Consider the following 22388-nt stretch of genomic DNA (forward strand, 5'->3'; position numbering starts at 1 on the left):
TTTAAAAAGCACTATTTTTAAGAGCACAAAAAAGAAATTAATTATGAGCAAATTATCAGAAAACGATATTGAAAAACGTTTATTACAATTTCCTGAATGGGAATATTATGAAGACGCTATACATGCCGAATTTGAATTTGAAAATTTTAAAGATTGCTTTAGCGCTATGAGCCGTATCGCTTTTGAATGTGAAGCCCTAAACCATCATCCAGAATGGACAAATGTGTATAATGTACTTACAATAACATTAACCACTCACAGTGAAAAAGGAGTTACGGCAAAAGATTTTAAATTGGCAGAAGCAATAGAATCTATAGTTGAACCAGAAGACGATTAAATTTATCACAGTTGGTATTATTTTCTTTAAATTTGCAACCGACTTAATACAAAATTAAAATACATAAGAAATGGGAAGAGCTTTTGAATTTCGTAAAGCACGCAAAATGAAACGTTGGTCTGCCATGAGTAAAGCATTTACTCGTATTGGTAAAGACATTGTAATGGCAGTTAAAGAAGGTGGTCCTGATCCGGATAGTAATGCGCGATTAAGGGCGGTAATTCAGAATGCCAAAGCCGTTAACATGCCTAAAGACAATGTAGAACGTGCCATAAAACGTGCAAGCGACAAAAGTTTAGGCGATTTTAAAGAAGTCCTTTTTGAAGGTTATGCACCTCATGGAATTGCTATTTTAGTAGAAACAGCAACCGATAATAACACCAGAACTGTAGCCAATGTTCGTAGTTATTTTAACAAATGCGACGGAAGCTTAGGTACTTCGGGTTCTGTAGTATTTATGTTTGACCATACGTGTAATTTCAGAATTAATGCGGAAGGACTAGATCCTGAAGAGTTAGAGTTAGAATTAATAGATTTTGGTGCTGAAGAAATTTTCGCAGACGACGATGGTATTATGATTTACGCGCCTTTTGAAAGTTACGGAGCTATTCAATCGGAATTAGAAGCTAGAGAAATAGAAATTCTATCTTCTGGATTTGAACGTATACCACAAGTTACAAAAGCGTTATCTAAAGAAGATGCTGCAGATGTAGAGAAACTTTTAGAAAAGATTGAAGAGGACGACGATGTGCAAAACGTGTACCACACTATGCAAGAATCTACAGAAGAGGAAGAATAGAACTTTATTAAAATAAAAGGTATTAAAGAGGACTATATACACGTCCTCTTTTTTTATTCAATTTTTTAAGTATAATGAATATGAATAAAATTTTAAAACCTATAAATAACTGATGAGGGTTTTGTAAATTTGGAATCCTTAAAAACATTTACCTATTTTATCATATGTCTTACATTAAGCGTATAGAATCAGAATTATCGCAATTACAACACGAAATTCGTAATCATAAATTATACAACGTCCTTCAAACTACGGAGGATGTAAAATTGTTCATGGAGCACCATGTCTATACCACATGGGATTTTATGTCGTTAGTAAAAACATTACAATTACAATACACGTCTTTTAAATTACCTTGGGTACCTAATAAAAACCCTGAGATATTCAAATTTATAAATGAAATCGTTGCCGCCGAAGAAAGTGATGTTAACGAATTAGGACAAACTAAAAGTCATTTTGAAATGTACTTAGATGGTATGGAACAGATTGGAGCCAATACCACGCTTATTACAACATTTACAGAGCTTATAGAAAATAAAATACCGGTTTCTAAAGCTGCCAAACTGGTCTATATTCCTGATTTTATAAAAGATTTTATTGAGTTCACGTTTAATATTATAGCGAAAGAAAAGCCTCATGTTATGGCTGCTGTATTTATTTTTGGAAGAGAAGATATTAATTCTGAAAAGGTTTTAAATATTGTGAGCAATATTGAAACTGAAGATAATCCGTGTACTAAACTTACCTTTTTATTAAATCGTTATTTGTATTTAAAACAAGAAAATCATCGCGCGGTCGCTTACAAAATGCTTCACGAACTTTGCGGTACAGATATGGTAAAATGGGAAGAAGTATTAACTGTTGCTAAAGAAGCTTTAGAGCATAGAGTGATACTTTGGGACAATATTTATAACATTATAAAAACACAAAAAGAAGAGCTAGCTTAATACGCTACTCCTCTTTTTTATTTTTTAAACCGCTAAAGGTATGAATTGGATTTTACTAGTAATTGCTGGCCTATTCGAAGTTGGTTTTGCCACTTGTTTAGGAAAAGCAAAATATGCCGAAGGTACTATTGCTACCTATTGGTATATTGGTTTTGTAATATGCTTGGCCATTAGTATGACCCTTTTACTTAAAGCAACCGAAACCTTACCTATAGGTACCGCTTATGCTGTGTGGACTGGAATTGGGGCGGTTGGAACCGTTTTAGTAGGTATTTTTATTTTTAAGGAACCAGCCGATTTTTGGCGCATATTCTTTATTTCTACATTGATACTTTCCATTTTAGGCTTAAAATATGTGTCGCATTAATCGACCTCAAAACTATATTCTGGCACTTTACCTTTTACACCTTTAAAAAAGCTTTTCATATATTTAAAATCGGCTTCCATATTATCTGTTGGATAAAAGGGTTTTGAAATTTTATTTTGCTTTTTACCAAAATCGAATGTTACCATAACAATAGGCACATTTGCTTCTTTAGCAATATAATAAAACCCAGATTTCCATTCGGTTACTTTTTTTCGTGTGCCTTCTGGAGCCAAGCTTAACCGAAGCTCGTCATGAGTTTCAAACATTTTAGCAATAGATTGCACTTTATTTTGCCCAGGAGTTCTATCTAAAGCAACACCTCCAACTTGTTTAAGGTACCAACCTAAAACTCCTTTAAAGAGTTCTTTCTTTCCTATAAAATTTATAGGTGTGTCTTTTATTTTTCGAAGTAATAAACCAATATAAAAATCATGCCAACTGGTATGAGGGACCGCAATTACCATATACTTCTTTAAATCGGCTGGAAAATCACCAATAATCTTCCATTTCATCAGTTTAAAATAAATAAACTTATATAGCGATTTCATCATATTGTTTTACTTTAAAATACCTTACATGAGTTCGTACATGCTACGTAACTTCGCTCTGGTTATTGTTTTTTGCCAGTTCGACCCCAATGCATTCTCCCACAGTGGCACTAAACCTAAGGCTACATCTATCATTTTATTAAAATCGGCATCACTTAAATCTTTACAAATACCTTGTGGTAATTCTATATTATGTTTGGCTTTCATCTCTTTAAACATTTTCACGCCTTCAGGATAAAATTCTTCTAACTGATCAAAAACAATACAATTACCAACACCATGTTTTGTTCCTAGTAAATACGACAAACCATAACTCATAGCATGCGCAATGCCCACTTGCGAATAGGCAATGCTCATTCCGCCATGCCAAGACGCCATCATTAATTTATCTTCGGCTTCTTTTTTCGACAAATGATCTCCCAAGAAAATGTCTTTACATAACTCTAATGCTTTCTCGCCATAACTCTGACTAAAGGCATTAAGGTAGGTTCCTGTAAGCGATTCTATACAGTGAATATAACAATCCATACCCGTATAAAACCACTGCTGTTTAGGCACATCCGAAATAAGTTCTGGATCTAAAAGCACCTGATTAAACGGTGTAAAATCTGAGTTAATTCCTAATTTTTTTTCTGGTCCTGTTAATACCGTTGTACGCGACACTTCCGCACCCGTACCCGAAATTGTAGGAATACCTACATGATAAATAGCGGGTCTTCTAACTAAATCCCAACCCTGATATTCATGTGTTTCACCTTCGTTAGTTAACATAATAGCCACCGCTTTTGCTAAATCTAAAAGCGTACCTCCACCTATTCCAATAACTCCTGAAGGGCGGTCTTTAAACTTTAATATTATATGTTCTACTAAGGCATCTACTTGTGATGTTTTAGGTTCTTCTTCGGCCGAAATAAAAATTATTTCATCTTCATAAGACAGCGGAATTCTTGAGGTTAACGCTTCGTTACCCTGAAATACATCGTCTACTAAAAAGATAAATGGTGCGTTTACATTTAATCGTTTTAAAAGTAAAATTTCTTCTAGCTGATTAAAACTACCTCGTCCAAAAACGACATTGGACACCATAGGAAAATTTTTAAAATTCATTATATATTGCGTAATAATGTATGTTTATCTTATTTTAAAAACGGCAACAAATCCGATAATTGCTGTACCGTTTTATAGGCTTTACCATTTGTTTCTTGTTCTGTTACCTGTTCATGAATCCATGTGGTATGAAATGGGACATGAACGGCCTGTGCTTTGAGATTTATTAATGGTAGTACATCCGATTTTAACGAATTTCCAATCATTAAAAACTCGCTTGGTTTAATATCCAAGTGATTCAATAAATTTGAATAGTTTTCTTCTTTTTTATCGCTAACCACCTCGATATGATGGAAATAATGAAGTAATCCAGATTGCTTTAACTTGCGTTCCTGATCTAATAAATCGCCTTTAGTGATTACAATTAAGCGATACGATTCTGATAGTGTTTTTAGCACAGATTCTACACCGTCTAACAACTCGACAGGCTTACTAATCATGTCTTTTCCAATATCTAAAATAGCTTGTATAGTGGTATTTGAAACGGTGTTATTAGATAATTCTAAAGCCAACTCAACCATAGATAGCACGAAACCTTTTATACCATACCCATAAATTGGTAAGTTTTTAAGCTCCATTTTAAATAACTCCTGATCGATTTGGTTTTTGGTTTCGTACTTAGATAACAACTTACCAAATGCGTCTTCGGCATCTCTAAAATAGGTTTCGTTAACCCAAAGCGTATCATCGGCATCAAAACCTATAACTTTAATGTTACTGTAATCTATTTCCATAATTTTTTAGCACGTTCTAAATCTTCTGGCGTATCAATTTCTACCCCCTGAACATCTGTTTCTACCATTTTAATGCGCTTGCCGTATTCTAAATACCGAATACATTCAATTTTTTCTGAAGCTTCTAAAGGCTTCATTGGCAACTTATAAAAATCTAAAATGGCATCCTTTCTAAAGGCATAAACGCCTTTATGTTTAAAATATTTAGCACCAACATCTTTGTCTCGCGGATAAGGAATTGGACTTCTAGAAAAGTATAAAGCGAAGTTAAAATTATCGACAATAACCTTTACAGTATTCGGATTATTAATTTCGTCCTGCTCTGTAATGTGTACCATTAATGAAGCCAAATCGATTTGTTTTTCGGCATCATCTTTAAAGACTTCTATTAATTTACGTAACGATTCTACATCTGTAAAAGGTTCGTCTCCTTGAACATTAACCACAATGTCTATGTCTAAATCGGCAACAGCTTCAGCAATACGATCACTACCACATTCGTGTTCTTTAATACTCATTATGGCCTTACCGCCATTATCTATAATTTCCTTATAGATAATATCGCTATCTGTAACCACAATAACATCGTCGAATAAATGAGTAGCCACAGTCGCTTCGTAAGTTCGCAAGATTACTGTTTTTCCGCCTAAATCTTGCATTAACTTCCCTGGAAATCGGGACGCGCTATATCGCGCAGGAATCATTGAAATTATCTTCATATAATAAAACTAAGTCAGTTTCAAAAATAGGACATTTATAGAACAAAATTGGTGTGCTTTCTCCTAAACTTTTTATAAGACTGCATTCTAAACGACCTTCTTTTAAATAAAATATAATGGCACACATAAATTATATCCATTTTTTGTATCTTCCTTAAAATTTTAATTAAAAAAAACAAAATCATGTCTGGTATATTAGATTTATTAAACAGTGACTTAGGAAAAGGTCTTGTTAGCAACCTTGCTGGTCAAACAGGTCAGGACACCAACAAAACAGGAGATTTACTAACTATGGCACTACCCGTGCTAATGCAAGCAATGAATAGAAATGCTAAGGCCTCTCCAGAAGGAGCCGATAGTATATTAAATGCATTAAACGACAAACATGACGGCAGTATTTTAGATAACTTAGAAGGTTACTTTAATGGTGGTGTAGACGCAAGTGAAATTAATGAAGGTAGTCAGGTTTTAAACAGTGTTTTAGGTCCGAAACAAGCCAATGTAGAAAACGCTTTAAGTCAGAAATCAGGAATTGATGCGGGAACCGTTTCTCAAATTCTAAAAATGGCCACTCCGCTTATTATGGGATATTTAGGTCAACAAAAACGCCAGAATAACGTTACAAATTCAAGTGATTTAGGAAGTATGCTAGGTGGATTAGTTCAAGGGAATTCTCCACAACAAGAACAAAGTTTTCTAGAATCTATATTAGATGCAGATGGTGATGGTAGTATCGTAGACGATGTTGCTGGTATGTTTTTAGATGGAAAAACAAGCTCTAAAGACAATGGTGGTCTCGGTGGCATGTTAGGCGATTTGCTTAAATAGAAACGCCAACATATATATTAAAAGCCAAGTATTAAATTACTTGGCTTTTTTGTGTCTTAACATCGCATACTTTTATGTCTGAACTAAAAATTGTAATTTTAATAAAATGCATGAAACTATGAAAGCGCTATATTTTGTTATTATAATAAGTCTGTGTTGTATTGGATGTAATTCCACTAAAATCAATAAGACGACTTCTTCTATTCCATCCGAAGTGAATATTTCGGAGAATGATACCCTTAGAATTGAAAATGACAGCCTAGAATATGAAGTCATTATTATAGAACCCGGATTTAATAGTTGGCTATTAAGCACAGCCAAACCTGAAGGTTATTATTCACAACAGTATTTAGAATCTAAAAATTATATTTATGTTGTAGAATGGAATAATAGAGTACGAATGCCATCTCGGTACGATCCTAATTTATACGAATTAACTATAGATTATAGACCCGATATAGATTACGGCTACGAAGTGAATTACAAAATGTATAATTATTTCATTTATTTTCAGTTAAAATACAATCAGAAATTGTCTGGCGCTTTTCCTAGAATTTAATATATATTTGCAGCTGCAATGATTTATGGAAAAATTTAAACAACATTGGGATATCGAGAAAAATTGGCAATTTGTCTTTCCAATTACCGGATTTCTAATTCTAATATATAGTGCCTTTAAAATTTCTCGATTAATTTTCGGGGATACAAACAGTATGCTGCTAGTTTTAGGCACAGCACTACTCACTTATGTACTTTTAAAATTCTTCTTATTTCTATTTAAAAAGTTAGAAAATAAATGGGTTTTAGATTATAAATGGGAAATGATTCGTGTATTCATGGTGTTTGCCGTTACTGGATCTTCATCTTTATTTATCGGTCGCCCAATTATTAAGTGGCTAGGCATTACCAAAGATAATTTAAGTCCGTTTTTATACTGGACACTATACATACTTGTAGGAATTATTTTTTATCAGATTCTATTGGTTTTCTTCGGATGGCTTTTCGGTCAGTTTGAATTTTTCTGGAAATTTGAAAAGAAAATGCTACGCCGTTTTGGATTAAAACGGTTTGTAGATTAATATGCAAAACGTAAAAAAACATATCGTTTTTAAACTTTTCACATTTTTTATAGTAATTACCTTGCTAACACCTTCTTTTGTGAAGTTTACGCATGTGTTTGAAGTACATAAACGTGAAGTTTGCCATGGCGAACACCAAACACATTTACACACGGCAGATATAGATTGTGAGTTCTATAAATTTCAATTAAATCATCATTTTACAATTCCTGTAATTTTTGAAGACATTCCTTTTGTTGAAGAAAATCACGAATTAATTACATCTCAATATTACTTTTTAAGTACGTTTCAATTACGTCATTTCTCCTTACGAGGACCTCCTAGTTATATTTAAACACAGACTGACAAACAAATAACCATCAGTGTTTTAACTTATTTTAAATATAACAACAATGAGATTATTCTTAATTACGTTATTATGTTTTATTGCTTCTCCTGTTGTAGCACAAAATATAATACAAGGTCGAGTTACTGAAGACGCGACCAAAACTTCAATTCCGTATGCCGACGTTTATTTCCCCCAACTTGAAAAAGGTGGTATTTCAGACGAAAATGGAAATTTTAAAATTGAAAACCTCCCAGCGGGAACTTATAAATTAGTGTGTTCGTCTCTGGGCTACGAAACCTTTTCTAAAAATATTACAGTACCTTATACTGGTACATTGCAAGTTACACTAAACACATCGGTTACAGAAATGGAAGAAGTGATTGTGTCTACACCATTTCATAAATTACAGCGCGATAATGTGATGAAAGTAGAACACGCAAAAATTTCCGATTTAAAAGCTAGTGGTGCCGTAACTCTTGCAGAAGGCATAACCAATATTCCAGGTGTAGAAAGTATAAGTACAGGAATGAGTATTGGAAAACCTGTAATTCGCGGACTAAGCTCTAACCGTGTTTTGGTTTACACCCAAGGCGTACGTTTAGAAAATCAGCAGTTTGGAGACGAGCATGGTTTAGGTGTAAGCGATGCCGGAATTGAAAGTGTAGAAGTTATTAAAGGTCCTGCTTCCCTACTCTATGGGAGCGATGCTTTAGGAGGTGTGTTGTATTTAAATCCTGAACGTTTTGCAAATCAAGATGAAACTCATGGTGATTTTGGTGCTACATATTACGGAAACACTCAAGGAATAAGCTCTAACGTAGGGTATAAAACATCTGGTAACGGATTTAAATTTTTAATCCGTGGTAGTCTAGCAGAACATGCCGATTACGATACTAAAGATTACCGCGTAACCAACACTCGATTTAAAGAAAAAGATTTAAAAGCGGGTTTCGGATACCAAGACACCCACTTTAAAACCGAATTTAGATACAATTTAAACGATTCTAAATTAGGAATTCCAGAAGGTATTGGAGCGCAGTCTACAAACAAATCGCCACTATTACCATACCAACAAATTACAAATCATATCTTTAGTTCTAAATCTAATATCTTTTTTAAAGATTCTAGTTTAGACATTACTCTAGGGTATTTATATAACGATAGGAAAGAATTTGAGGAAGAACATGATCACGACGATCATGACGATGAACACGATCATGATGATCATGACGATCACGATACGGATGATGTATTAGATGATCATGACGATCATGACGACCACGACGATCTAGAGGACTTACATCCTGCACTTCACATGAAATTAAAGACATTTAATTACGATGTAAAATACCATATGCCTGTTTTAGGAAAGTTCGAAACTATTGTTGGCGCTCAAGGTATGAATCAGACCAATACCAATTACGGCGAAGAAACTTTAATACCAAATGCGACTACTAATGATATTGGTATTTTAGCCATGTCTCATATTCATTTCGATAAAATGGATATACAATTAGGAGCACGATTTGACAATAGAACGATATCTAGCGAAGATGATTTAGATAAAACATATAACAGTTTTAACGGGGCTGCCGGTATAAAGACAAATATTGCAAACAACACTTCCTTGCGTTTAAATGTTGCAACTGGTTTTAGAGCACCAAACCTTGCCGAACTTACATCTTATGGCTCGCACGAAGGTACAAATCGTTTTGAAATTGGAGATGCTAATTTAGAAACCGAACAAAACATCCAGACAGATTTAGCTTTAGAATATAAAAACAGACATATTGAAGTATTTGTAAACGGATTTTACAACAAAGTAAATAATTACATATACCTATCTCCTAATGGCGAGTTGATAGACGACGACCCTGTTTACTTATACCTTCAGGACGATGCGGCATTATACGGTGGAGAAGTTGGGATTCATTACCATCCGCACCCTATACATTGGTTACACTTTGAAAGTAGTTTTGAAACGGTTACAGGAAAACAAGATACGGGAGATTATTTACCTTTAATTCCTGCTAACAACTTTAAAAACACAATCCGAGTGGAGTTTGAAAACAACTGGATTAAAAAAGGGTTTGCTTTTGTAAAACTAAGTTCAACTTTAGCACAAAAACAAGTAAGTGCATTTGAAACCCATACCAACGGGTATAATCTTTTAAGTACAGGTTTTGGAGGCGATTTTCAAGTGTTTAATAATACTTTAAATGTTAGTATCACCGGAAGTAACTTAACCAATAAACAATATATTAATCACTTATCTAGATTAAAATCTGATGGTATTTATAATATAGGACGAAATATTAGTGTAGGCTTAACGTATAAAATATAGCCTTAAAATCATTAAGAATTATCAATAGAAAAGTCCCTTAAATTAGGGACTTTTTTGATTTTATTGTTTTGGCATTATCTTTATTAGAACTAAATACATAGGTATAAAACCACATGAGAGTAAATGTTGGTACAACATCCAATCCTGGCATCGCTTCCTCTAAAAACGAAATTCCTGCTGCGATTTTACCTTGCTGCCCTTTATATAATTTAGTCATGATATATGCCGAAATTGGAGCCCAAATAATATCTGTAAATTCTCCAATCCCAGGAAAAACAAAACTTAAAAACCCTACGCCATCTAGTAGTAAAGACAGGGCTAATTTTTTATAATTTTTAGTTCTTGACATAAATATCGTTTAGTGTTATGTAACTCCTTAATTGCAAGAAACATACCAAATATGTTTTATGACAAATCTGCACTTATCAACTTTAAGAATTCATTCCGCGTTTCAATTTTTTCAAACTGTCCACGAAAACCTGACGTTGTAGTAACCGAGTTTTGCTTTTGTACACCACGCATCATCATACACATATGGCTCGCTTCAATAACCACTGCTACGCCTTGAGGTTTTAAGGTATCGTTTATACAATCTAAAATCTGTTTGGTTAAGCGTTCTTGCACTTGCAAACGTCTTGCAAAAACATCTACAATTCTAGGTAATTTACTTAATCCTACAATATGCCCGTTAGGAATGTAAGCAATATGCGCTTTTCCAAAAAATGGTAACATATGGTGTTCGCAAAGGGAATATAATTCAATGTTTTTTACAATAACCATTTCATTATACGACTCTTTAAACATCGCACTTTTTAAAATTTCAGCGGCATCTAAATCATATCCTTGAGTTAAAAACTGCATGGCTTTAGAGGCACGTTCGGGCGTTTTTTGTAAGCCTTCGCGAGACACATCCTCCCCAATATCATCAATAATAGATTCGTATTGTGCTTTTATACGATCTGTCGTTTCTAAATTATACTCTTCGTAATGTTTATATGGCATCGCTGTTTTATTTTGAGATATCAAAGGTAGAGATTTTAATCTTTACAGTTCTAAAATAGAGCATTTACAAAATTCGTAAGAAGGTAATCCGCGCTGTACATGCGTAAAGTAGTACTTCATTCCTTTTAGTTCTACCGCAACACATTAAGCAGTAATACCAAATCCGTATAAATCAAAATCTATTAAATTTTTGTGAGTTCGTTTTTAAAGTATTACTTTAATCAGCTTAATTACAATGCATGATTCAAGCTAAAAACATTCATAAATATTACGACGATTTTCATGTTCTAAAAGGTGTAAATCTTCATATAAAAAAAGGAGAAATTGTTTCAATAGTTGGCGCTTCTGGAGCTGGAAAAACCACTTTAATTCAAATTCTAGGCACCTTAGATTCTCCTTCGAAAACAGAGTCTTGCGAACTCGTTATCAACGGTGTTAACATTCAAGATTTATCGGAAAAAGGACTCGCTAAATTCAGAAATGAACATATTGGTTTTATCTTTCAATTTCATCAACTATTACCAGAATTTACGGCTTTAGAAAACGTGTGTATTCCAGCTTATATTAAAGGAAGTAACCCAAGTGAAGCAGAACCAAGAGCGAAGGAATTATTAGACTTTTTGGGATTATCGCATCGTTACAATCATAAACCTAATGAACTTTCAGGTGGAGAACAACAACGTGTTGCAGTAGCTCGAGCTTTAATAAACAATCCGAGTTTAATCTTTGCCGACGAACCTTCTGGAAATTTAGATAGTGAATCTGCAGAGCAGTTACACAGCCTATTTCTTAAATTACGCGAACAATTCGGGCAAACTTTTGTTATCGTTACTCATAATGAAGAATTAGCCAATTTAGCCGACAGAAAACTAGTTATGGTAGATGGAGATATTACAATCTAAAATAGAGAAATTTAACAGTATTATAAAACGTTTTATATCGTTTTTAATGGCCCCCAATTTAGAAGATAAAAATCTTTTTGATGGATTTTCTAAGGCAAAAGTGTTTATATCGGCACTTATTATAGCCTTTATTATTAATTTTTGCTTTACCATTGTTTTCTCCATAATTGAAACGATGGGTTACGTTAGTTTTGAAGATCACGCGTCTACAAAGCTATTCGAAGATTATCCGCCTTACGTTATAGTGCTACTTGGTGTTGTAGTTGCTCCTATTTTAGAGGAATTATTTTTTAGAGGTCCAATTACCTTATTCCATACTAAATATTTTATCTACGTTTTTTACTTCTTTGCTATAACGTTTGGTCTTATACATATTACAAATTTCGAAATCACCAGAAACGTTTTAATATTAGCTCCTATATTAGTGGGACCTCAAATAGTAATCGGACTCCTACTTGGAGTCATTCGTATACAATACGGCTTGATATATTCCATATTATTCCACGCCATTTACAACGGTATTTTAATTATTCCTGCCGTTTTATTCATGCCAGATTTATGACAAAAACTGAATTAAAAGATTTCCTAGATTCCAAAGTAATTGAATACAATAACCCTAATTTTATTGAAAGCGACCCGATACAAATCCCACATCAATTTACACTGAAAGAAGATATAGAAATCTCTGGATTTTTAACCGCTACAATATCTTGGGGCAATCGAAAAAGCATTATTAAGAATGCAAATCATATGATGGAGTTACTAGACCATTCACCTTACGATTTTGTAATGAATCATTCCGAAACGGATTTAGACACCTTAAATGCTTTTGTTCATCGCACGTTTAACGGAGCCGATTTTGCACAATTCATTACCAGTTTAAAACATATTTACACCAATCATTACGGTTTAGAAGCACTATTCGCAAAACACGCAGACACAGATTCTTTACAACCGGCAATCCATCAGTTTAAAAAGGTATTTTTCGAAGCGGAACATTTACAGCGCACACAAAAGCATATTAGTGATCCGATGAAGAATTCTGCTGCAAAGCGTATTAATATGTTTCTAAGGTGGATGGTAAGAAACGACAATACTGGGGTAGATTTTGGTATTTGGAACACCCTCTCGCCTGCTCAGTTATCATGTCCGTTAGATGTGCACTCAGGCAATGTCGCTCGTAAACTAAAACTATTATCTAGAAAGCAAAACGATGGCAAAGCACTAAATGAATTGGATTTAGCCTTACGCAAACTGGATAAAACTGACCCTGTAAAATACGATTTCGCCCTATTTGGACTTGGTGTGTTCGAAGGGTTTTAACCTCCATTTTATTATATTTATAAGCTTATATTATTATTCAACTTCAAATAAAATAATTTTCATGAAACACGTATACGCCCTTATTTTAATGCTATTTACACTATGTGCTTTTTCGCAATCTCGTAAAATTCCAATTGATACGATGGTTGTTACGACACATACAACATCTATTAAAAATAAAAGTATTACCTACACAGCAACTACCGGAACTCAACCCGTTTGGGATAAAAAAGGAGATCCTATGGCGACCCTATATTATACATATTACGAGCGCACTAATGTTAAAGATAAGGCCAACAGACCACTGCTTATTTCTTTTAACGGCGGACCGGGTTCTGCATCGGTATGGATGCATATTGCCTATACTGGTCCTAAAGTTTTAAATCTGGATGATGAAGGCTATCCAGTGCAACCTTATGGTGTAAAAGACAATCCTAATTCTATTTTAGACATTGCAGATATAGTTTACGTAAATCCTGTAAATACAGGATATTCCAGAATGGTAGCAAATAAAGAAGGAAAACTTCCTGAGCGTGATAACTTTTTTGGTATAAATGCCGATATTAAATATTTAGCCGAATGGGTAAATACTTTTGTAACCCGTAAAAACCGTTGGGAATCTCCTAAATATCTTATTGGAGAAAGCTATGGAGGAACCCGAGTTATGGGCTTAGCAAACGAATTACAATCTCGCCAATGGATGTATTTAAATGGTGTGATTATGGTATCGCCAGCAGATTATAAATTATATAGCACTGGACAACCGGTATATTCTGCATTAAACTTGCCATATTATGCCGCTACAGCGTGGTATCACAAAATGTTACCTCCAGAATTACAGCAAAAAGATTTATTAGACCTTTTACCAGAAGTTGAAAGTTATGCTATTAATAACCTGATGCCAGCCATAGCAAAAGGCGGTTTTATTTCTGAAACAGAAAAACAAGAGGTTGCAAAACAAGTGGCCCATTTCTCTGGATTAACAGAGAAGGAAGTAATACAATATAATTTAGATGTCCCAACCTCTTATTTTTGGAAAGCCTTATTACGTGATAAATCTGGTCAGACTATCGGCCGTTTAGATTCTAGATATTTAGGAATTGACAAAACAGAATCAGGAAATTCTCCAGATTACAATGCAGAAATTAGTTCTTGGTCGCATTCTTTTACTCCCGCAATAAACTACTACATCAGGGAACACTTAAATTTTAAAACAGATATTAAATATAATATGTTTGGAAACGTACATCCTTGGGACAAAAGAAATGATAATGTAAGAGATGATTTAAGACAAGCTATGGCCGAAAATCCATATTTAAAAGTACTTATTCAGTCTGGATATTACGACGGTGCAACAACATATTTTGCAGCTAAGTACACTATGGGACAAATAGACCCTAGTGGTAAATTAAAAGACCGTTTTACATTTAAAGGCTATAGAAGTGGCCACATGATGTATCTTAGAAAAGATGATTTAATATCTGCAAACGACGATATTCGTGAATTTATAGAACAGGCCTCAAGCAAAGGAAAAGCAGCGAAATACACCAGAGACTAAATTATTAATATATTTAAACTCAAGACAATCTCATTATTCAGAAATAAATTAATGCAAAATATGAATCCATCCATAGTATCGGCCTCTTGGTTGAATGATAAATTGAATACTGAAAATGTAATTATTTTAGATTGCACGCTGAAGAATCAGCTTTTAAAACAACCTTTAGACATTCAAAATATTCAGATTAAAAATGCGCGGTATTTCGATCTTAAATTTAAGTTTAGCGATTTAAGCGATCCGTTTCCTACAGCATATCCTTCTCCTTCTCAATTTGAAGAAGAAGCACAAGCATTAGGTATTAATGCGAATAGTACAATTGTGGTTTACGATGCCAACGGTATTTATTCTAGTCCGCGGGTTTGGTGGTTATTTAAATCTATGGGACATCAGGAAGTGTATGTTTTAAATGGAGGCTTACCAGAATGGATTTCTAAAGGATTTCCTACAGAAACAAAAACTGAAAGCAATTACTCAGAAGGAAATTTTAAAGCCAATTTAAACCCTGAAATCGTAAGAAGATTCGATGACGTCTTTAATAACTTAACCACTAAAAAAGAACTGGTTGTTGATGTGCGTTCTGAAGACCGATTTAATGGCGTCGTTAAAGAACCTCGTGAAGGACTTAGAAGCGGACAAATTGATAATTCCATCAATATACCCTATACCAAGGTACTTAACAACGGAAAATTTGAAAGTGAAGACCATCTAAAACAACTTTTTAAACCTCTCAAAGATGAAGACCGACCTATTGTTTTTAGTTGTGGTTCGGGCATAACAGCTTGTGTTATGTATTTGGCTTCCGAAGGCATATTAAAAAATAAAAAAGCGGTCTATGATGGTTCGTGGACCGAATGGGGTGAGAAAGTTAAAACGGAATAAAAACATATTGTTTTTCTTTTAATAGAAACAAACATTTAAACATAATCAGTCATATTTTTAATGATCATTTTAAAACAATTTACTAAAGTTATACTTTATAGTTTAGGGGTTTTAATACTTATCTCTGCAGTCTTTGGTGACTTGGTACTCTTATTCGGATTACTTTTTGGCATTTTATTTATTTACTATTTTCTACTTTATCAGCTTATTAAATGGTGGTCTAAGAACGGTAATAACTGGTCTGTTTATGTAGTAAGTTTATTCTTTGTTATTCCCTTGCTGTGGGGTTTTATAGATTGGGAAAGTCTTTTTAATTTTTTGCTTCAATGGATACATCTAGATATGAGACATTAAATAAATCGATGCTTTAAACAAAAAAAGAACAGTGTTTTACAACACTGTTCTTCTATACTTATCATTGTATTAAAAAAGTTCTAATTTGATTTCATTGTGATGATTTGTTCCATCAAATCATTTAAATCATCAGATTTTAAATCTGCTTGCAAATAAAACGGATGATAAATTTCTTTCTTCCTTTTAATATAAGCCGTTGATAATCCTACTTTTTTAGCTCCGAATAAATCCCAATCGTGAGTCGCAACCATCACAATATCTTTAAGCTGTAAACCTTCTTTCTCTGCTACAGAGATATAGATATCCTTAAAAGGTTTGTACTTCTTCACATCGTCTACAGAATAATACGAGTCGAAATATTCAATAATACCTGCATTTGTTAATTGTTCCTTTATCATCTCTAAAGACGAATTAGACACTGCTATAACCCGAATATTATGTTCCCTAAGTTTTTTTACTGCGGGAATAACATCATTATAAGCTGGTAACTTTTTAAACGCTCCTAGAATTTCTGTTTTTACCTCGGAAGATAAATGTGTATTGGTTTCGAAAAACAAATTTTCTAAAGCTACATCGGCCAACTCTCCAAAATTCTTATACGTATCCATAGTACCCATTACGGTAGAACTGTGAAGTAATTTTGTAAACCAATATTTAAGCACGAAAACGTCATCGAAATGCTTATCAAATTCAGTTTTAAGCACACTTAAATTTAATAAGGTTTCGTTCATATCAAAGAATACTGCTTTTTTCATAAGGTTTATATTTTAAGATTAAAATGGCAAGCTTTAACGGTACTTCTATTTAGTGAAATCGGCTTTAGTTAAACCGTTATTAAATGTAATGTCTGTCCAATTCACTAAAACCCATGGCCCATCGGTTACTTCTGCATCCCAATTAGATGCTTTGTATCTACGCTTTGTAGGCAATAATATACCATCGATATTTTCGTATTCTAGTTCCATTAATAACGGATCCGATTTTCCAAAATCCATAACAGTAAACAGAAACTGATCTACCAATCTAGTCTCTTTATTAATGTATAATTGGTAAATATCTTTTGGCTTCCCGTCGGGAGACTCGAATGTTACTTTTACAACATCGTAATCCACGCCAGCAACAGTTTGTTCTTTTACGTGCTCATAAATCACGCCTGGATCCATTAATTTTGGCATCATTGTAAACCAATAAAAATTTGTAGGTCTATTAAACGCAACGCGCTTTAAATACATGGAATCTGTTAATACTTTACCTTCATGTTTTAACCAGTATTCGTTACCGTCGTAACCTTGTTCAATAGTACCTTCTAATTCTGCCAGTGATCTTTCGTGTTTGGTATACTTTCCGTAAGATAACTCCCCATTAAACATATACTTTTCTGTAGTCACATCGGTTTTACCATCTGGAGTTTGGTAGGTGTAAGTATAAACAACATCATTTTTACTCATCAGTTTGTTGTAATCCCCTACTTTCTGAGTCATATTATAAACCAACTCATGCCCTTTATTTGTAAATTCAGGCGTAGTTTCCATAACCTCTTTCTCAGTTACTTCGTGTTGTACGTCTTTCTTTTCATTCTTACAAGATGCCAAAGTAAAAACGGAAATCATACCAATTGTTAAAATGTTTCTCATGTTATTTTTTTTCAAGTGTTAGTGCAAAATTAATGGGTTTAGTGGCTTTACAAACTAATTCCTTACATCTATTTCTAAAAGGATTTTAAACCTTCTAAAATGATTTTTTTATTTTCAATAATATCTCAAAAAACTATACCTACAATTGTATATGTTTGTATTAGAAATAAAATGTTTGCCCAAACTCCCATATTGTTATGAAAACGCTGAAACTTCTATTTTTAATACTAGCAATACCTTTGTTTAATGCTTGCGGATTAAAACCTATTACTTCGGAATACACCTTTGTAAAAACAGATATTGAAGATGTAAACCTCGATGAATTAGGCGATGGAGACGTTCTTATTTACAATGGTGCCAACATCTTACACACTGCGGATAATACCGCGAGATTAAACGTTTGGATTGATAATATACCATTAGGCCAAATTAGACCAAGCGAATATGCTATTCTAAATTTTAAACCAAAGGCGTATCAGTTTAAATTGCTTCATATTGATTTTGTAAATATGAAAAGTGAACATACCGTTGAAATTGATAATCAGACAAAAGTAATTATGATTAAACCAACAGTAACGTCTAACAAGCTAGAAATTACAAACGAATTACCTAAGAAGTTTGAAAAATTCACATATGCTCAAAAACGTTAGTGTTCAATAATTTAGTTGTTTGTAATTAAGCGTATGGACGACTACGCTATAAAATTATTGTAAATCATAATCACCACTGTTGCAGTTACAAAAATGGTTAGAATCATGTTTGTTTGTTTTAACGACTTATTTTCTTTTTTAAGTTTTTCAATTTCATCATATATATCCATAAGGTAGTGTATTGTAGCATATCATATTAGTCTACCATAAAAGTAAAACATTTGTTTAAGACCTTACCAATTCAACTTCAGAATTTATATATTTGTGAAGCAATGAAATTCTTAGCATACATATTAGCCATTATGGTCTTATCGCTTTCGGTTAAATCTGGGAACGATGAGCTGTTACTAACTTCTGAGGTTCAGAAACCATGTTGTTCAATTACTTCTGCCAGTGTTTCGAATATTGAAAACACAGAGCATCAAGAGAACAATGGTAAAACCGACAATTGCAATCCGTTTAAAGCGTGTTGCTCTTGCCTATTGGTAAGTTTTCATTATCCTTTTTCATTAGAGCCTTATGTTAGTATTTCAACCGAACAATTTTTCGGATATCAATCGTATTTAGCTTCACAATTTATTTCTGATTTTTGGCAACCGCCACAGTTTGTTTCATAAGATAGTACCGTTATCGAATCGCACTAGCGCTTCTAAATCTTTTTAAACAAATCAAAATATCAGAACACATGAAATTATCACATATTTTCGCATTAGCAATTACATTTACATTAGCTTCTACAACCGTAACTTTCGCACAATCATCAGAAGAAAAAACAGAAATCACAGCATCGACTAAAACCATTTCTCCAAAAGTAAAAGGGATAACATGCTCTAGCGATTTAAAAACAATCTCTGCCAACGTTCAAAAATTAGAAGGTGTAAATGCTTGTGTACCTGGAAAAACAGGACCAACAACCCAGTTCGAAATTGCATTTAATCCAGCATTAGTATCCGAACAAGATATTTTTACAGCGATCCAAAACACAGCGGGTTGCGAAGATCCAAACGACAGACCTTATAAAGTAAAACAGTAATTACATGTAGGCAAGGTGTAAATTAATTACACCTTGCTTGTTTCACTTTAAAATTCAAACAATGAAAATATTCATATTCGTTGTTGGTTTGCTATTCCCCTATGTCTTGTCGGCACAACACATTTCAGGAAAAGTCACCAACACTAATAACGAACCACTTGCTGGTGCCAGTTTACATTGGAAAAACACAGCTATAGGTATTACCACCGATATTAATGGTCGCTATAAATTAACCACTAAAGACATTTCAAACAAAACTCTTATTGTGAGCTATGTTGGACACGTTTCTCAGGTACTAGAAATTAGCGATCAATCCGAAATTAATGTCATTTTAGCAGCATCAGAATCTCTAGACGAAGTTGTAATTAAGAGTCAGCGTGAAGGTGTTATTATCTCAAGTTTAAGTCCGATAAAAACAGAGTTGCTTACACAAACCGAATTGGCAAAAGCCGCTTGTTGCGATTTGGCAGGTTGTTTTGAAACACAAACCACCGTGCAAGCGCAGACTACAAATGTAATTACAAATTCTAAAGAGCTTCGTATACTTGGGCTTTCAGGCGTATATAATCAGGTGTTAATTAATGGTTTTCCCATGATTCAAGGTCTATCTTACACCTACGGTATTAGTAGTATTCCAGGAACTTTAGTCGATAATATTTATATCTCTAAAGGCGCAAATAGTGTATTGCAAGGCTTTGAAAGTATTAGTGGCCAGATAAATGTGGAAACCAAAGATCCAGCGCATACCGATATGCTTCTGCTAAACGCCTATATAAATAGTTTTTCAGAAAAACATTTTAATGCCAATTATGCGTTTAAAAAAGGAAAATGGAGCAATCTTACTGCAGTTTCTACTGTGCAACCCGCCAATGCATTCGACAAAGATGAGGATACCTTTTTAGACTTACCTAAACTTACCCGCTATATGGTTTTTAATACTTTAAAATATGGTAACGAAGCACATTGGGGTTGGAATAGTGAGCTTGGTTTACGCTTTGTAAACGAACAGCGTATTGGTGGCCAAACTAATTTTAATGCAGATACCGACAAGGGAAGTCATGATATTTACGGACAAACCGTGAATTTTAATCAGCCGGAAGTGTGGACTAAAACGGGCTATAGAATGAACGATCAACATAATTTTGTATTGTACGCCTCTAGTTTTTACCAAAATCAGAATTCTTATTTTGGAACAGTAAAATATGACGCCGAGCAAACAAATGTTTTTGCAAATCTGCAACATGAATTTAACTATGGCGCACATACCTTAAAATCGGGAATAAGTTTTAAACATTTAGATATTGATGAGGATGTTGCCTTTACCTATAATGCTTTAAACCGAACTTATGATGGTGATTATTTTAGAAATGAAAATATAATTGGTGCTTTTGCTGAAAACACCATGACATTATTAGATGATAAATTAACGTGGATTGCCGGTATTCGTGTCGATAATCATAATGAATTTGGAACCAAAGTAACGCCACGTACACTCCTAAAATACGACATGACGCCGAAAACTATTATCCGTGCCAATGTTGGTACTGGTTGGCGTACGGTAAATTTATTTAGTGAAAACATTGGTTTATTAGTAAGTTCCAGAGATATTGTTTTTAAAGAAGCTTTAGAACCTGAACAAGCATTAAATACAGGAATAAATATCACCCAAAAATTTGAAACCAATAACTTCAATGGATTCTTTAGTGCGGATTTTTATCATACCAATTTTAAAAATCAGATTTTCCCTGATTATGATACCGATCCGACAAAAGCTATCATAGAAAATTTTAGAGGGAAGAGTGTGAGTAATGTATTTCAGGCGGAAGTATCGCTAAATATATACGAGCAATTCGAATTTAAAACAGGCTACAGTTATTTAGATGTTTATCGTGAAATAGATGGCGAAAAAGAATTACTCCCTTTTAATCCGAAGCATAAGGTCGTGACCAATTTAGGGTATAAGCCTATATCTAATACATATAGAATGGATGTAAATTTTCATTGGTACGGGGAGCAACGTTTACCAGATACCCAAAGTAATCCTGAAGTGTATAGACGACCAGATTTCTCTGAAAATTACGCTATATTAAATGCACAATTTACCTATAATTTAAACCGTGTCGAATTGTACACTGGTTGCGAGAATATTTTCGATTTTAGACAAGAACAGCCCATTTTAAGTTGGCAAGATCCGTTTGGCGAATATTTTGACACCAGTTCAGTTTGGGGTCCAACCCGGGGAAGAGAATTTTATTTGGGTGTGCGCTATAAAATCCCGACTAAATAACATTCTAATTAGAACACTTAAATCGGTGTTAAAACATCACGAGAATAGCTGGAGATTAATTAATTTTCAGCTATTCTTTTATCTTTATATCCGTTTCATAATGGTATATTGTATACGTCACAGAACTAACACAAAATCGAACCAATGGGAGTTTATCAATTTCAACGCGAGCAATTTTTTAATCAACCTGTAGATGTTTTATGGGAATTTATCTCGAATCCTAAGAATCTAAAAACCATTACACCGGATTATATGGGATTCGATATTACTACTAAAAATTTACCGGACGCTATGTACGAAGGGATGATAATTAACTACAAAGTCTCCCCTGTTTTGGGTATAAAAACCACGTGGGTTACAGAGATTACACACGTCAAACACAAACAATATTTTGTAGACGAACAACGGGTGGGACCTTATAAATTATGGCATCATCAGCATTTTTTAGAAGAAACTGCAGGAGGCACTTTAATGAAAGATATTGTAACCTATCAGCCACCATTTGGCTTACTTGGGACTATTGCCAATAGTATTATGATTAAAAGTAAACTCGAAGAAATTTTTAAATACCGCAACACTGTTCTAGACGAATTATTCGGGAAATAAATAATACCCGCTTCAATTTT

28 protein-coding genes are annotated in these 22388 nt (G+C 33.8%); 19 read left to right on the forward strand and 9 right to left on the reverse strand.

What is annotated here, in order from left to right; genetic code table 11:
* The first annotated feature begins 43 nt into the window (after positions 1-43).
* The 4 genes from ACKC83_RS15145 to ACKC83_RS15160 all read left to right on the forward strand — a co-directional run bounded on the left by ACKC83_RS15145 (position 44) and on the right by ACKC83_RS15160 (position 2450).
* Entirely contained in the window at positions 44-337 is a 294-nt protein-coding gene (locus ACKC83_RS15145; RefSeq protein ID WP_414034680.1) for a 4a-hydroxytetrahydrobiopterin dehydratase, read from the forward strand.
* A gap of 70 nt (positions 338-407) precedes the next feature.
* On the forward strand, positions 408-1136 hold the full coding sequence (locus ACKC83_RS15150; protein ID WP_414034681.1) for a YebC/PmpR family DNA-binding transcriptional regulator: 729 nt from the start codon (positions 408-410) through the stop codon (positions 1134-1136).
* 164 nt (positions 1137-1300) lie between these two features.
* Positions 1301-2083 carry a DUF3050 domain-containing protein gene (locus ACKC83_RS15155; protein ID WP_414034682.1) on the forward strand — a complete coding sequence of 261 codons (783 nt, stop codon included), beginning with the start codon at positions 1301-1303 and terminating at the stop codon, positions 2081-2083.
* Positions 2084-2123: 40 nt separating this feature from the next.
* A complete protein-coding gene (locus ACKC83_RS15160; RefSeq protein ID WP_414034683.1) occupies positions 2124-2450 on the forward strand; it encodes a DMT family transporter in 327 nt (108 codons plus the stop codon).
* Here ACKC83_RS15160 and ACKC83_RS15165 read toward each other — a convergent pair.
* The 4 genes from ACKC83_RS15165 to kdsB are packed head-to-tail and all read right to left on the reverse strand — an operon-like array spanning position 2447 to position 5558.
* A complete protein-coding gene (locus ACKC83_RS15165; protein ID WP_434037791.1) occupies positions 2447-2998 on the reverse strand; it encodes a 1-acyl-sn-glycerol-3-phosphate acyltransferase in 552 nt (183 codons plus the stop codon). The two genes, ACKC83_RS15160 and ACKC83_RS15165, sit on opposite strands and share 4 nt — an antisense overlap.
* 24 nt (positions 2999-3022) lie before the next feature.
* Positions 3023-4105: an iron-containing alcohol dehydrogenase family protein gene (locus ACKC83_RS15170; RefSeq protein ID WP_414034684.1), complete on the reverse strand. Its 1083-nt coding sequence runs from the start codon at positions 4103-4105 to the stop codon at positions 3023-3025.
* Positions 4106-4134: 29 nt separating this feature from the next.
* Entirely contained in the window at positions 4135-4839 is a 705-nt protein-coding gene (locus ACKC83_RS15175; RefSeq protein ID WP_434036157.1) for an HAD family hydrolase, read from the reverse strand.
* Positions 4830-5558, reverse strand: coding sequence for a 3-deoxy-manno-octulosonate cytidylyltransferase (gene kdsB, locus ACKC83_RS15180; RefSeq protein ID WP_434036158.1), 729 nt, complete (start codon positions 5556-5558; stop codon positions 4830-4832). Before kdsB ends, ACKC83_RS15175 begins: the two co-directional genes overlap by 10 nt.
* A 183-nt stretch (positions 5559-5741) precedes the next feature.
* Between kdsB and ACKC83_RS15185 the strand changes: the two genes are divergently transcribed.
* The 5 genes from ACKC83_RS15185 (at position 5742) to ACKC83_RS15205 (ending at position 10137) form a co-directional block, all read left to right on the forward strand.
* Positions 5742-6386, forward strand: a complete 645-nt coding sequence (locus ACKC83_RS15185; RefSeq protein ID WP_434036159.1) for a DUF937 domain-containing protein — start codon at positions 5742-5744, stop codon at positions 6384-6386.
* Between the two features lie 118 nt (positions 6387-6504).
* Positions 6505-6945, forward strand: coding sequence for a DUF6146 family protein (locus tag ACKC83_RS15190; protein WP_434036160.1), 441 nt, complete (start codon positions 6505-6507; stop codon positions 6943-6945).
* Between the two features lie 25 nt (positions 6946-6970).
* Positions 6971-7465, forward strand: a complete 495-nt coding sequence (locus ACKC83_RS15195; RefSeq protein ID WP_414034689.1) for a DUF6787 family protein — start codon at positions 6971-6973, stop codon at positions 7463-7465.
* A 1-nt stretch (position 7466) separates the two neighbouring features.
* Positions 7467-7799, forward strand: a complete 333-nt coding sequence (locus tag ACKC83_RS15200; protein WP_434036161.1) for a hypothetical protein — start codon at positions 7467-7469, stop codon at positions 7797-7799.
* Between the two features lie 58 nt (positions 7800-7857).
* Positions 7858-10137: a TonB-dependent receptor gene (locus tag ACKC83_RS15205; RefSeq protein WP_434036162.1), complete on the forward strand. Its 2280-nt coding sequence runs from the start codon at positions 7858-7860 to the stop codon at positions 10135-10137.
* Positions 10138-10174: 37 nt separating this feature from the next.
* Here ACKC83_RS15205 and ACKC83_RS15210 read toward each other — a convergent pair whose 3' ends face one another.
* Positions 10175-10486, reverse strand: coding sequence for a hypothetical protein (locus ACKC83_RS15210; protein ID WP_414034692.1), 312 nt, complete (start codon positions 10484-10486; stop codon positions 10175-10177).
* A gap of 56 nt (positions 10487-10542) precedes the next feature.
* Positions 10543-11139 carry a GTP cyclohydrolase I FolE gene (gene folE, locus ACKC83_RS15215; RefSeq protein ID WP_414035074.1) on the reverse strand — a complete coding sequence of 199 codons (597 nt, stop codon included), beginning with the start codon at positions 11137-11139 and terminating at the stop codon, positions 10543-10545.
* A 239-nt stretch (positions 11140-11378) separates the two neighbouring features.
* On the opposite strand from folE, the gene ACKC83_RS15220 reads away from it, so the two are divergent.
* From ACKC83_RS15220 to ACKC83_RS15240, 5 genes are all read left to right on the forward strand, one after another.
* Positions 11379-12041: an ABC transporter ATP-binding protein gene (locus ACKC83_RS15220; RefSeq protein WP_434036163.1), complete on the forward strand. Its 663-nt coding sequence runs from the start codon at positions 11379-11381 to the stop codon at positions 12039-12041.
* 46 nt (positions 12042-12087) lie between these two features.
* Positions 12088-12603, forward strand: a complete 516-nt coding sequence (locus tag ACKC83_RS15225; protein WP_434036164.1) for a CPBP family intramembrane glutamic endopeptidase — start codon at positions 12088-12090, stop codon at positions 12601-12603.
* Positions 12600-13364 (forward strand): TIGR02757 family protein, encoded by a 765-nt coding sequence (locus tag ACKC83_RS15230; protein WP_434036165.1) that lies wholly within the window; start codon positions 12600-12602, stop codon positions 13362-13364. Before ACKC83_RS15225 ends, ACKC83_RS15230 begins: the two co-directional genes overlap by 4 nt.
* Before the next feature lie 61 nt (positions 13365-13425).
* Positions 13426-14922, forward strand: a complete 1497-nt coding sequence (locus ACKC83_RS15235; RefSeq protein ID WP_434036166.1) for a S10 family peptidase — start codon at positions 13426-13428, stop codon at positions 14920-14922.
* 60 nt (positions 14923-14982) lie between these two features.
* Positions 14983-15804: a sulfurtransferase gene (locus ACKC83_RS15240; RefSeq protein ID WP_434036167.1), complete on the forward strand. Its 822-nt coding sequence runs from the start codon at positions 14983-14985 to the stop codon at positions 15802-15804.
* 434 nt (positions 15805-16238) lie between these two features.
* Here the strand turns inward: ACKC83_RS15240 and ACKC83_RS15245 are convergent, their stop codons facing one another.
* Positions 16239-16913 (reverse strand): haloacid dehalogenase type II, encoded by a 675-nt coding sequence (locus ACKC83_RS15245; RefSeq protein WP_434036168.1) that lies wholly within the window; start codon positions 16911-16913, stop codon positions 16239-16241.
* A gap of 45 nt (positions 16914-16958) precedes the next feature.
* Positions 16959-17792 carry a hypothetical protein gene (locus ACKC83_RS15250; protein WP_434036169.1) on the reverse strand — a complete coding sequence of 278 codons (834 nt, stop codon included), beginning with the start codon at positions 17790-17792 and terminating at the stop codon, positions 16959-16961.
* A gap of 197 nt (positions 17793-17989) precedes the next feature.
* Here ACKC83_RS15250 and ACKC83_RS15255 point away from each other — a divergent pair, with 197 nt between their 5' ends.
* A complete protein-coding gene (locus ACKC83_RS15255; protein WP_434036170.1) occupies positions 17990-18442 on the forward strand; it encodes a hypothetical protein in 453 nt (150 codons plus the stop codon).
* A 41-nt stretch (positions 18443-18483) separates the two neighbouring features.
* On the opposite strand, the gene ACKC83_RS15260 is transcribed toward ACKC83_RS15255, so the two are convergent.
* On the reverse strand, positions 18484-18612 hold the full coding sequence (locus ACKC83_RS15260) for a hypothetical protein (protein WP_414034702.1): 129 nt from the start codon (positions 18610-18612) through the stop codon (positions 18484-18486).
* A 51-nt stretch (positions 18613-18663) separates the two neighbouring features.
* Here ACKC83_RS15260 and ACKC83_RS15265 point away from each other — a divergent pair, with 51 nt between their 5' ends.
* The 4 genes from ACKC83_RS15265 to ACKC83_RS15280 all read left to right on the forward strand — a co-directional run bounded on the left by ACKC83_RS15265 (position 18664) and on the right by ACKC83_RS15280 (position 22368).
* Positions 18664-19059, forward strand: coding sequence for a hypothetical protein (locus ACKC83_RS15265; RefSeq protein WP_414034703.1), 396 nt, complete (start codon positions 18664-18666; stop codon positions 19057-19059).
* A gap of 68 nt (positions 19060-19127) precedes the next feature.
* Positions 19128-19475, forward strand: coding sequence for a hypothetical protein (locus ACKC83_RS15270; protein WP_434036171.1), 348 nt, complete (start codon positions 19128-19130; stop codon positions 19473-19475).
* A 61-nt stretch (positions 19476-19536) separates the two neighbouring features.
* Entirely contained in the window at positions 19537-21762 is a 2226-nt protein-coding gene (locus tag ACKC83_RS15275) for a TonB-dependent receptor (RefSeq protein WP_434036172.1), read from the forward strand.
* A 144-nt stretch (positions 21763-21906) separates the two neighbouring features.
* Entirely contained in the window at positions 21907-22368 is a 462-nt protein-coding gene (locus ACKC83_RS15280) for an SRPBCC family protein (RefSeq protein WP_434036173.1), read from the forward strand.
* Positions 22369-22388: the final 20 nt, after the last annotated feature.

Source organism: Formosa bonchosmolovskayae, from assembly GCF_051016085.1.
Taxonomy (GTDB): domain Bacteria; phylum Bacteroidota; class Bacteroidia; order Flavobacteriales; family Flavobacteriaceae; genus Formosa.

Bases quoted from the DNA above. Each gene is read 5' to 3' on its own strand.
- ACKC83_RS15145 (WP_414034680.1), top strand. From the start codon at position 44: ATGAGCAAATTATCAGAAAACGATATTGAAAAACGTTTATTACAATTT.
- ACKC83_RS15150 (WP_414034681.1), top strand. From the start codon at position 408: ATGGGAAGAGCTTTTGAATTTCGTAAAGCACGCAAAATGAAACGTTGG.
- ACKC83_RS15155 (WP_414034682.1), top strand. From the start codon at position 1,301: ATGTCTTACATTAAGCGTATAGAATCAGAATTATCGCAATTACAACAC.
- ACKC83_RS15160 (WP_414034683.1), top strand. From the start codon at position 2,124: ATGAATTGGATTTTACTAGTAATTGCTGGCCTATTCGAAGTTGGTTTT.
- ACKC83_RS15165 (WP_434037791.1), bottom strand. From the start codon at position 2,998: ATGAAATCGCTATATAAGTTTATTTATTTTAAACTGATGAAATGGAAG.
- ACKC83_RS15170 (WP_414034684.1), bottom strand. From the start codon at position 4,105: ATGAATTTTAAAAATTTTCCTATGGTGTCCAATGTCGTTTTTGGACGA.
- ACKC83_RS15175 (WP_434036157.1), bottom strand. From the start codon at position 4,839: ATGGAAATAGATTACAGTAACATTAAAGTTATAGGTTTTGATGCCGAT.
- kdsB (WP_434036158.1), bottom strand. From the start codon at position 5,558: ATGAAGATAATTTCAATGATTCCTGCGCGATATAGCGCGTCCCGATTT.
- ACKC83_RS15185 (WP_434036159.1), top strand. From the start codon at position 5,742: ATGTCTGGTATATTAGATTTATTAAACAGTGACTTAGGAAAAGGTCTT.
- ACKC83_RS15190 (WP_434036160.1), top strand. From the start codon at position 6,505: ATGAAAGCGCTATATTTTGTTATTATAATAAGTCTGTGTTGTATTGGA.
- ACKC83_RS15195 (WP_414034689.1), top strand. From the start codon at position 6,971: ATGGAAAAATTTAAACAACATTGGGATATCGAGAAAAATTGGCAATTT.
- ACKC83_RS15200 (WP_434036161.1), top strand. From the start codon at position 7,467: ATGCAAAACGTAAAAAAACATATCGTTTTTAAACTTTTCACATTTTTT.
- ACKC83_RS15205 (WP_434036162.1), top strand. From the start codon at position 7,858: ATGAGATTATTCTTAATTACGTTATTATGTTTTATTGCTTCTCCTGTT.
- ACKC83_RS15210 (WP_414034692.1), bottom strand. From the start codon at position 10,486: ATGTCAAGAACTAAAAATTATAAAAAATTAGCCCTGTCTTTACTACTA.
- folE (WP_414035074.1), bottom strand. From the start codon at position 11,139: ATGCCATATAAACATTACGAAGAGTATAATTTAGAAACGACAGATCGT.
- ACKC83_RS15220 (WP_434036163.1), top strand. From the start codon at position 11,379: ATGATTCAAGCTAAAAACATTCATAAATATTACGACGATTTTCATGTT.
- ACKC83_RS15225 (WP_434036164.1), top strand. From the start codon at position 12,088: ATGGCCCCCAATTTAGAAGATAAAAATCTTTTTGATGGATTTTCTAAG.
- ACKC83_RS15230 (WP_434036165.1), top strand. From the start codon at position 12,600: ATGACAAAAACTGAATTAAAAGATTTCCTAGATTCCAAAGTAATTGAA.
- ACKC83_RS15235 (WP_434036166.1), top strand. From the start codon at position 13,426: ATGAAACACGTATACGCCCTTATTTTAATGCTATTTACACTATGTGCT.
- ACKC83_RS15240 (WP_434036167.1), top strand. From the start codon at position 14,983: ATGAATCCATCCATAGTATCGGCCTCTTGGTTGAATGATAAATTGAAT.
- ACKC83_RS15245 (WP_434036168.1), bottom strand. From the start codon at position 16,913: ATGAAAAAAGCAGTATTCTTTGATATGAACGAAACCTTATTAAATTTA.
- ACKC83_RS15250 (WP_434036169.1), bottom strand. From the start codon at position 17,792: ATGAGAAACATTTTAACAATTGGTATGATTTCCGTTTTTACTTTGGCA.
- ACKC83_RS15255 (WP_434036170.1), top strand. From the start codon at position 17,990: ATGAAAACGCTGAAACTTCTATTTTTAATACTAGCAATACCTTTGTTT.
- ACKC83_RS15260 (WP_414034702.1), bottom strand. From the start codon at position 18,612: ATGGATATATATGATGAAATTGAAAAACTTAAAAAAGAAAATAAGTCG.
- ACKC83_RS15270 (WP_434036171.1), top strand. From the start codon at position 19,128: ATGAAATTATCACATATTTTCGCATTAGCAATTACATTTACATTAGCT.
- ACKC83_RS15275 (WP_434036172.1), top strand. From the start codon at position 19,537: ATGAAAATATTCATATTCGTTGTTGGTTTGCTATTCCCCTATGTCTTG.
- ACKC83_RS15280 (WP_434036173.1), top strand. From the start codon at position 21,907: ATGGGAGTTTATCAATTTCAACGCGAGCAATTTTTTAATCAACCTGTA.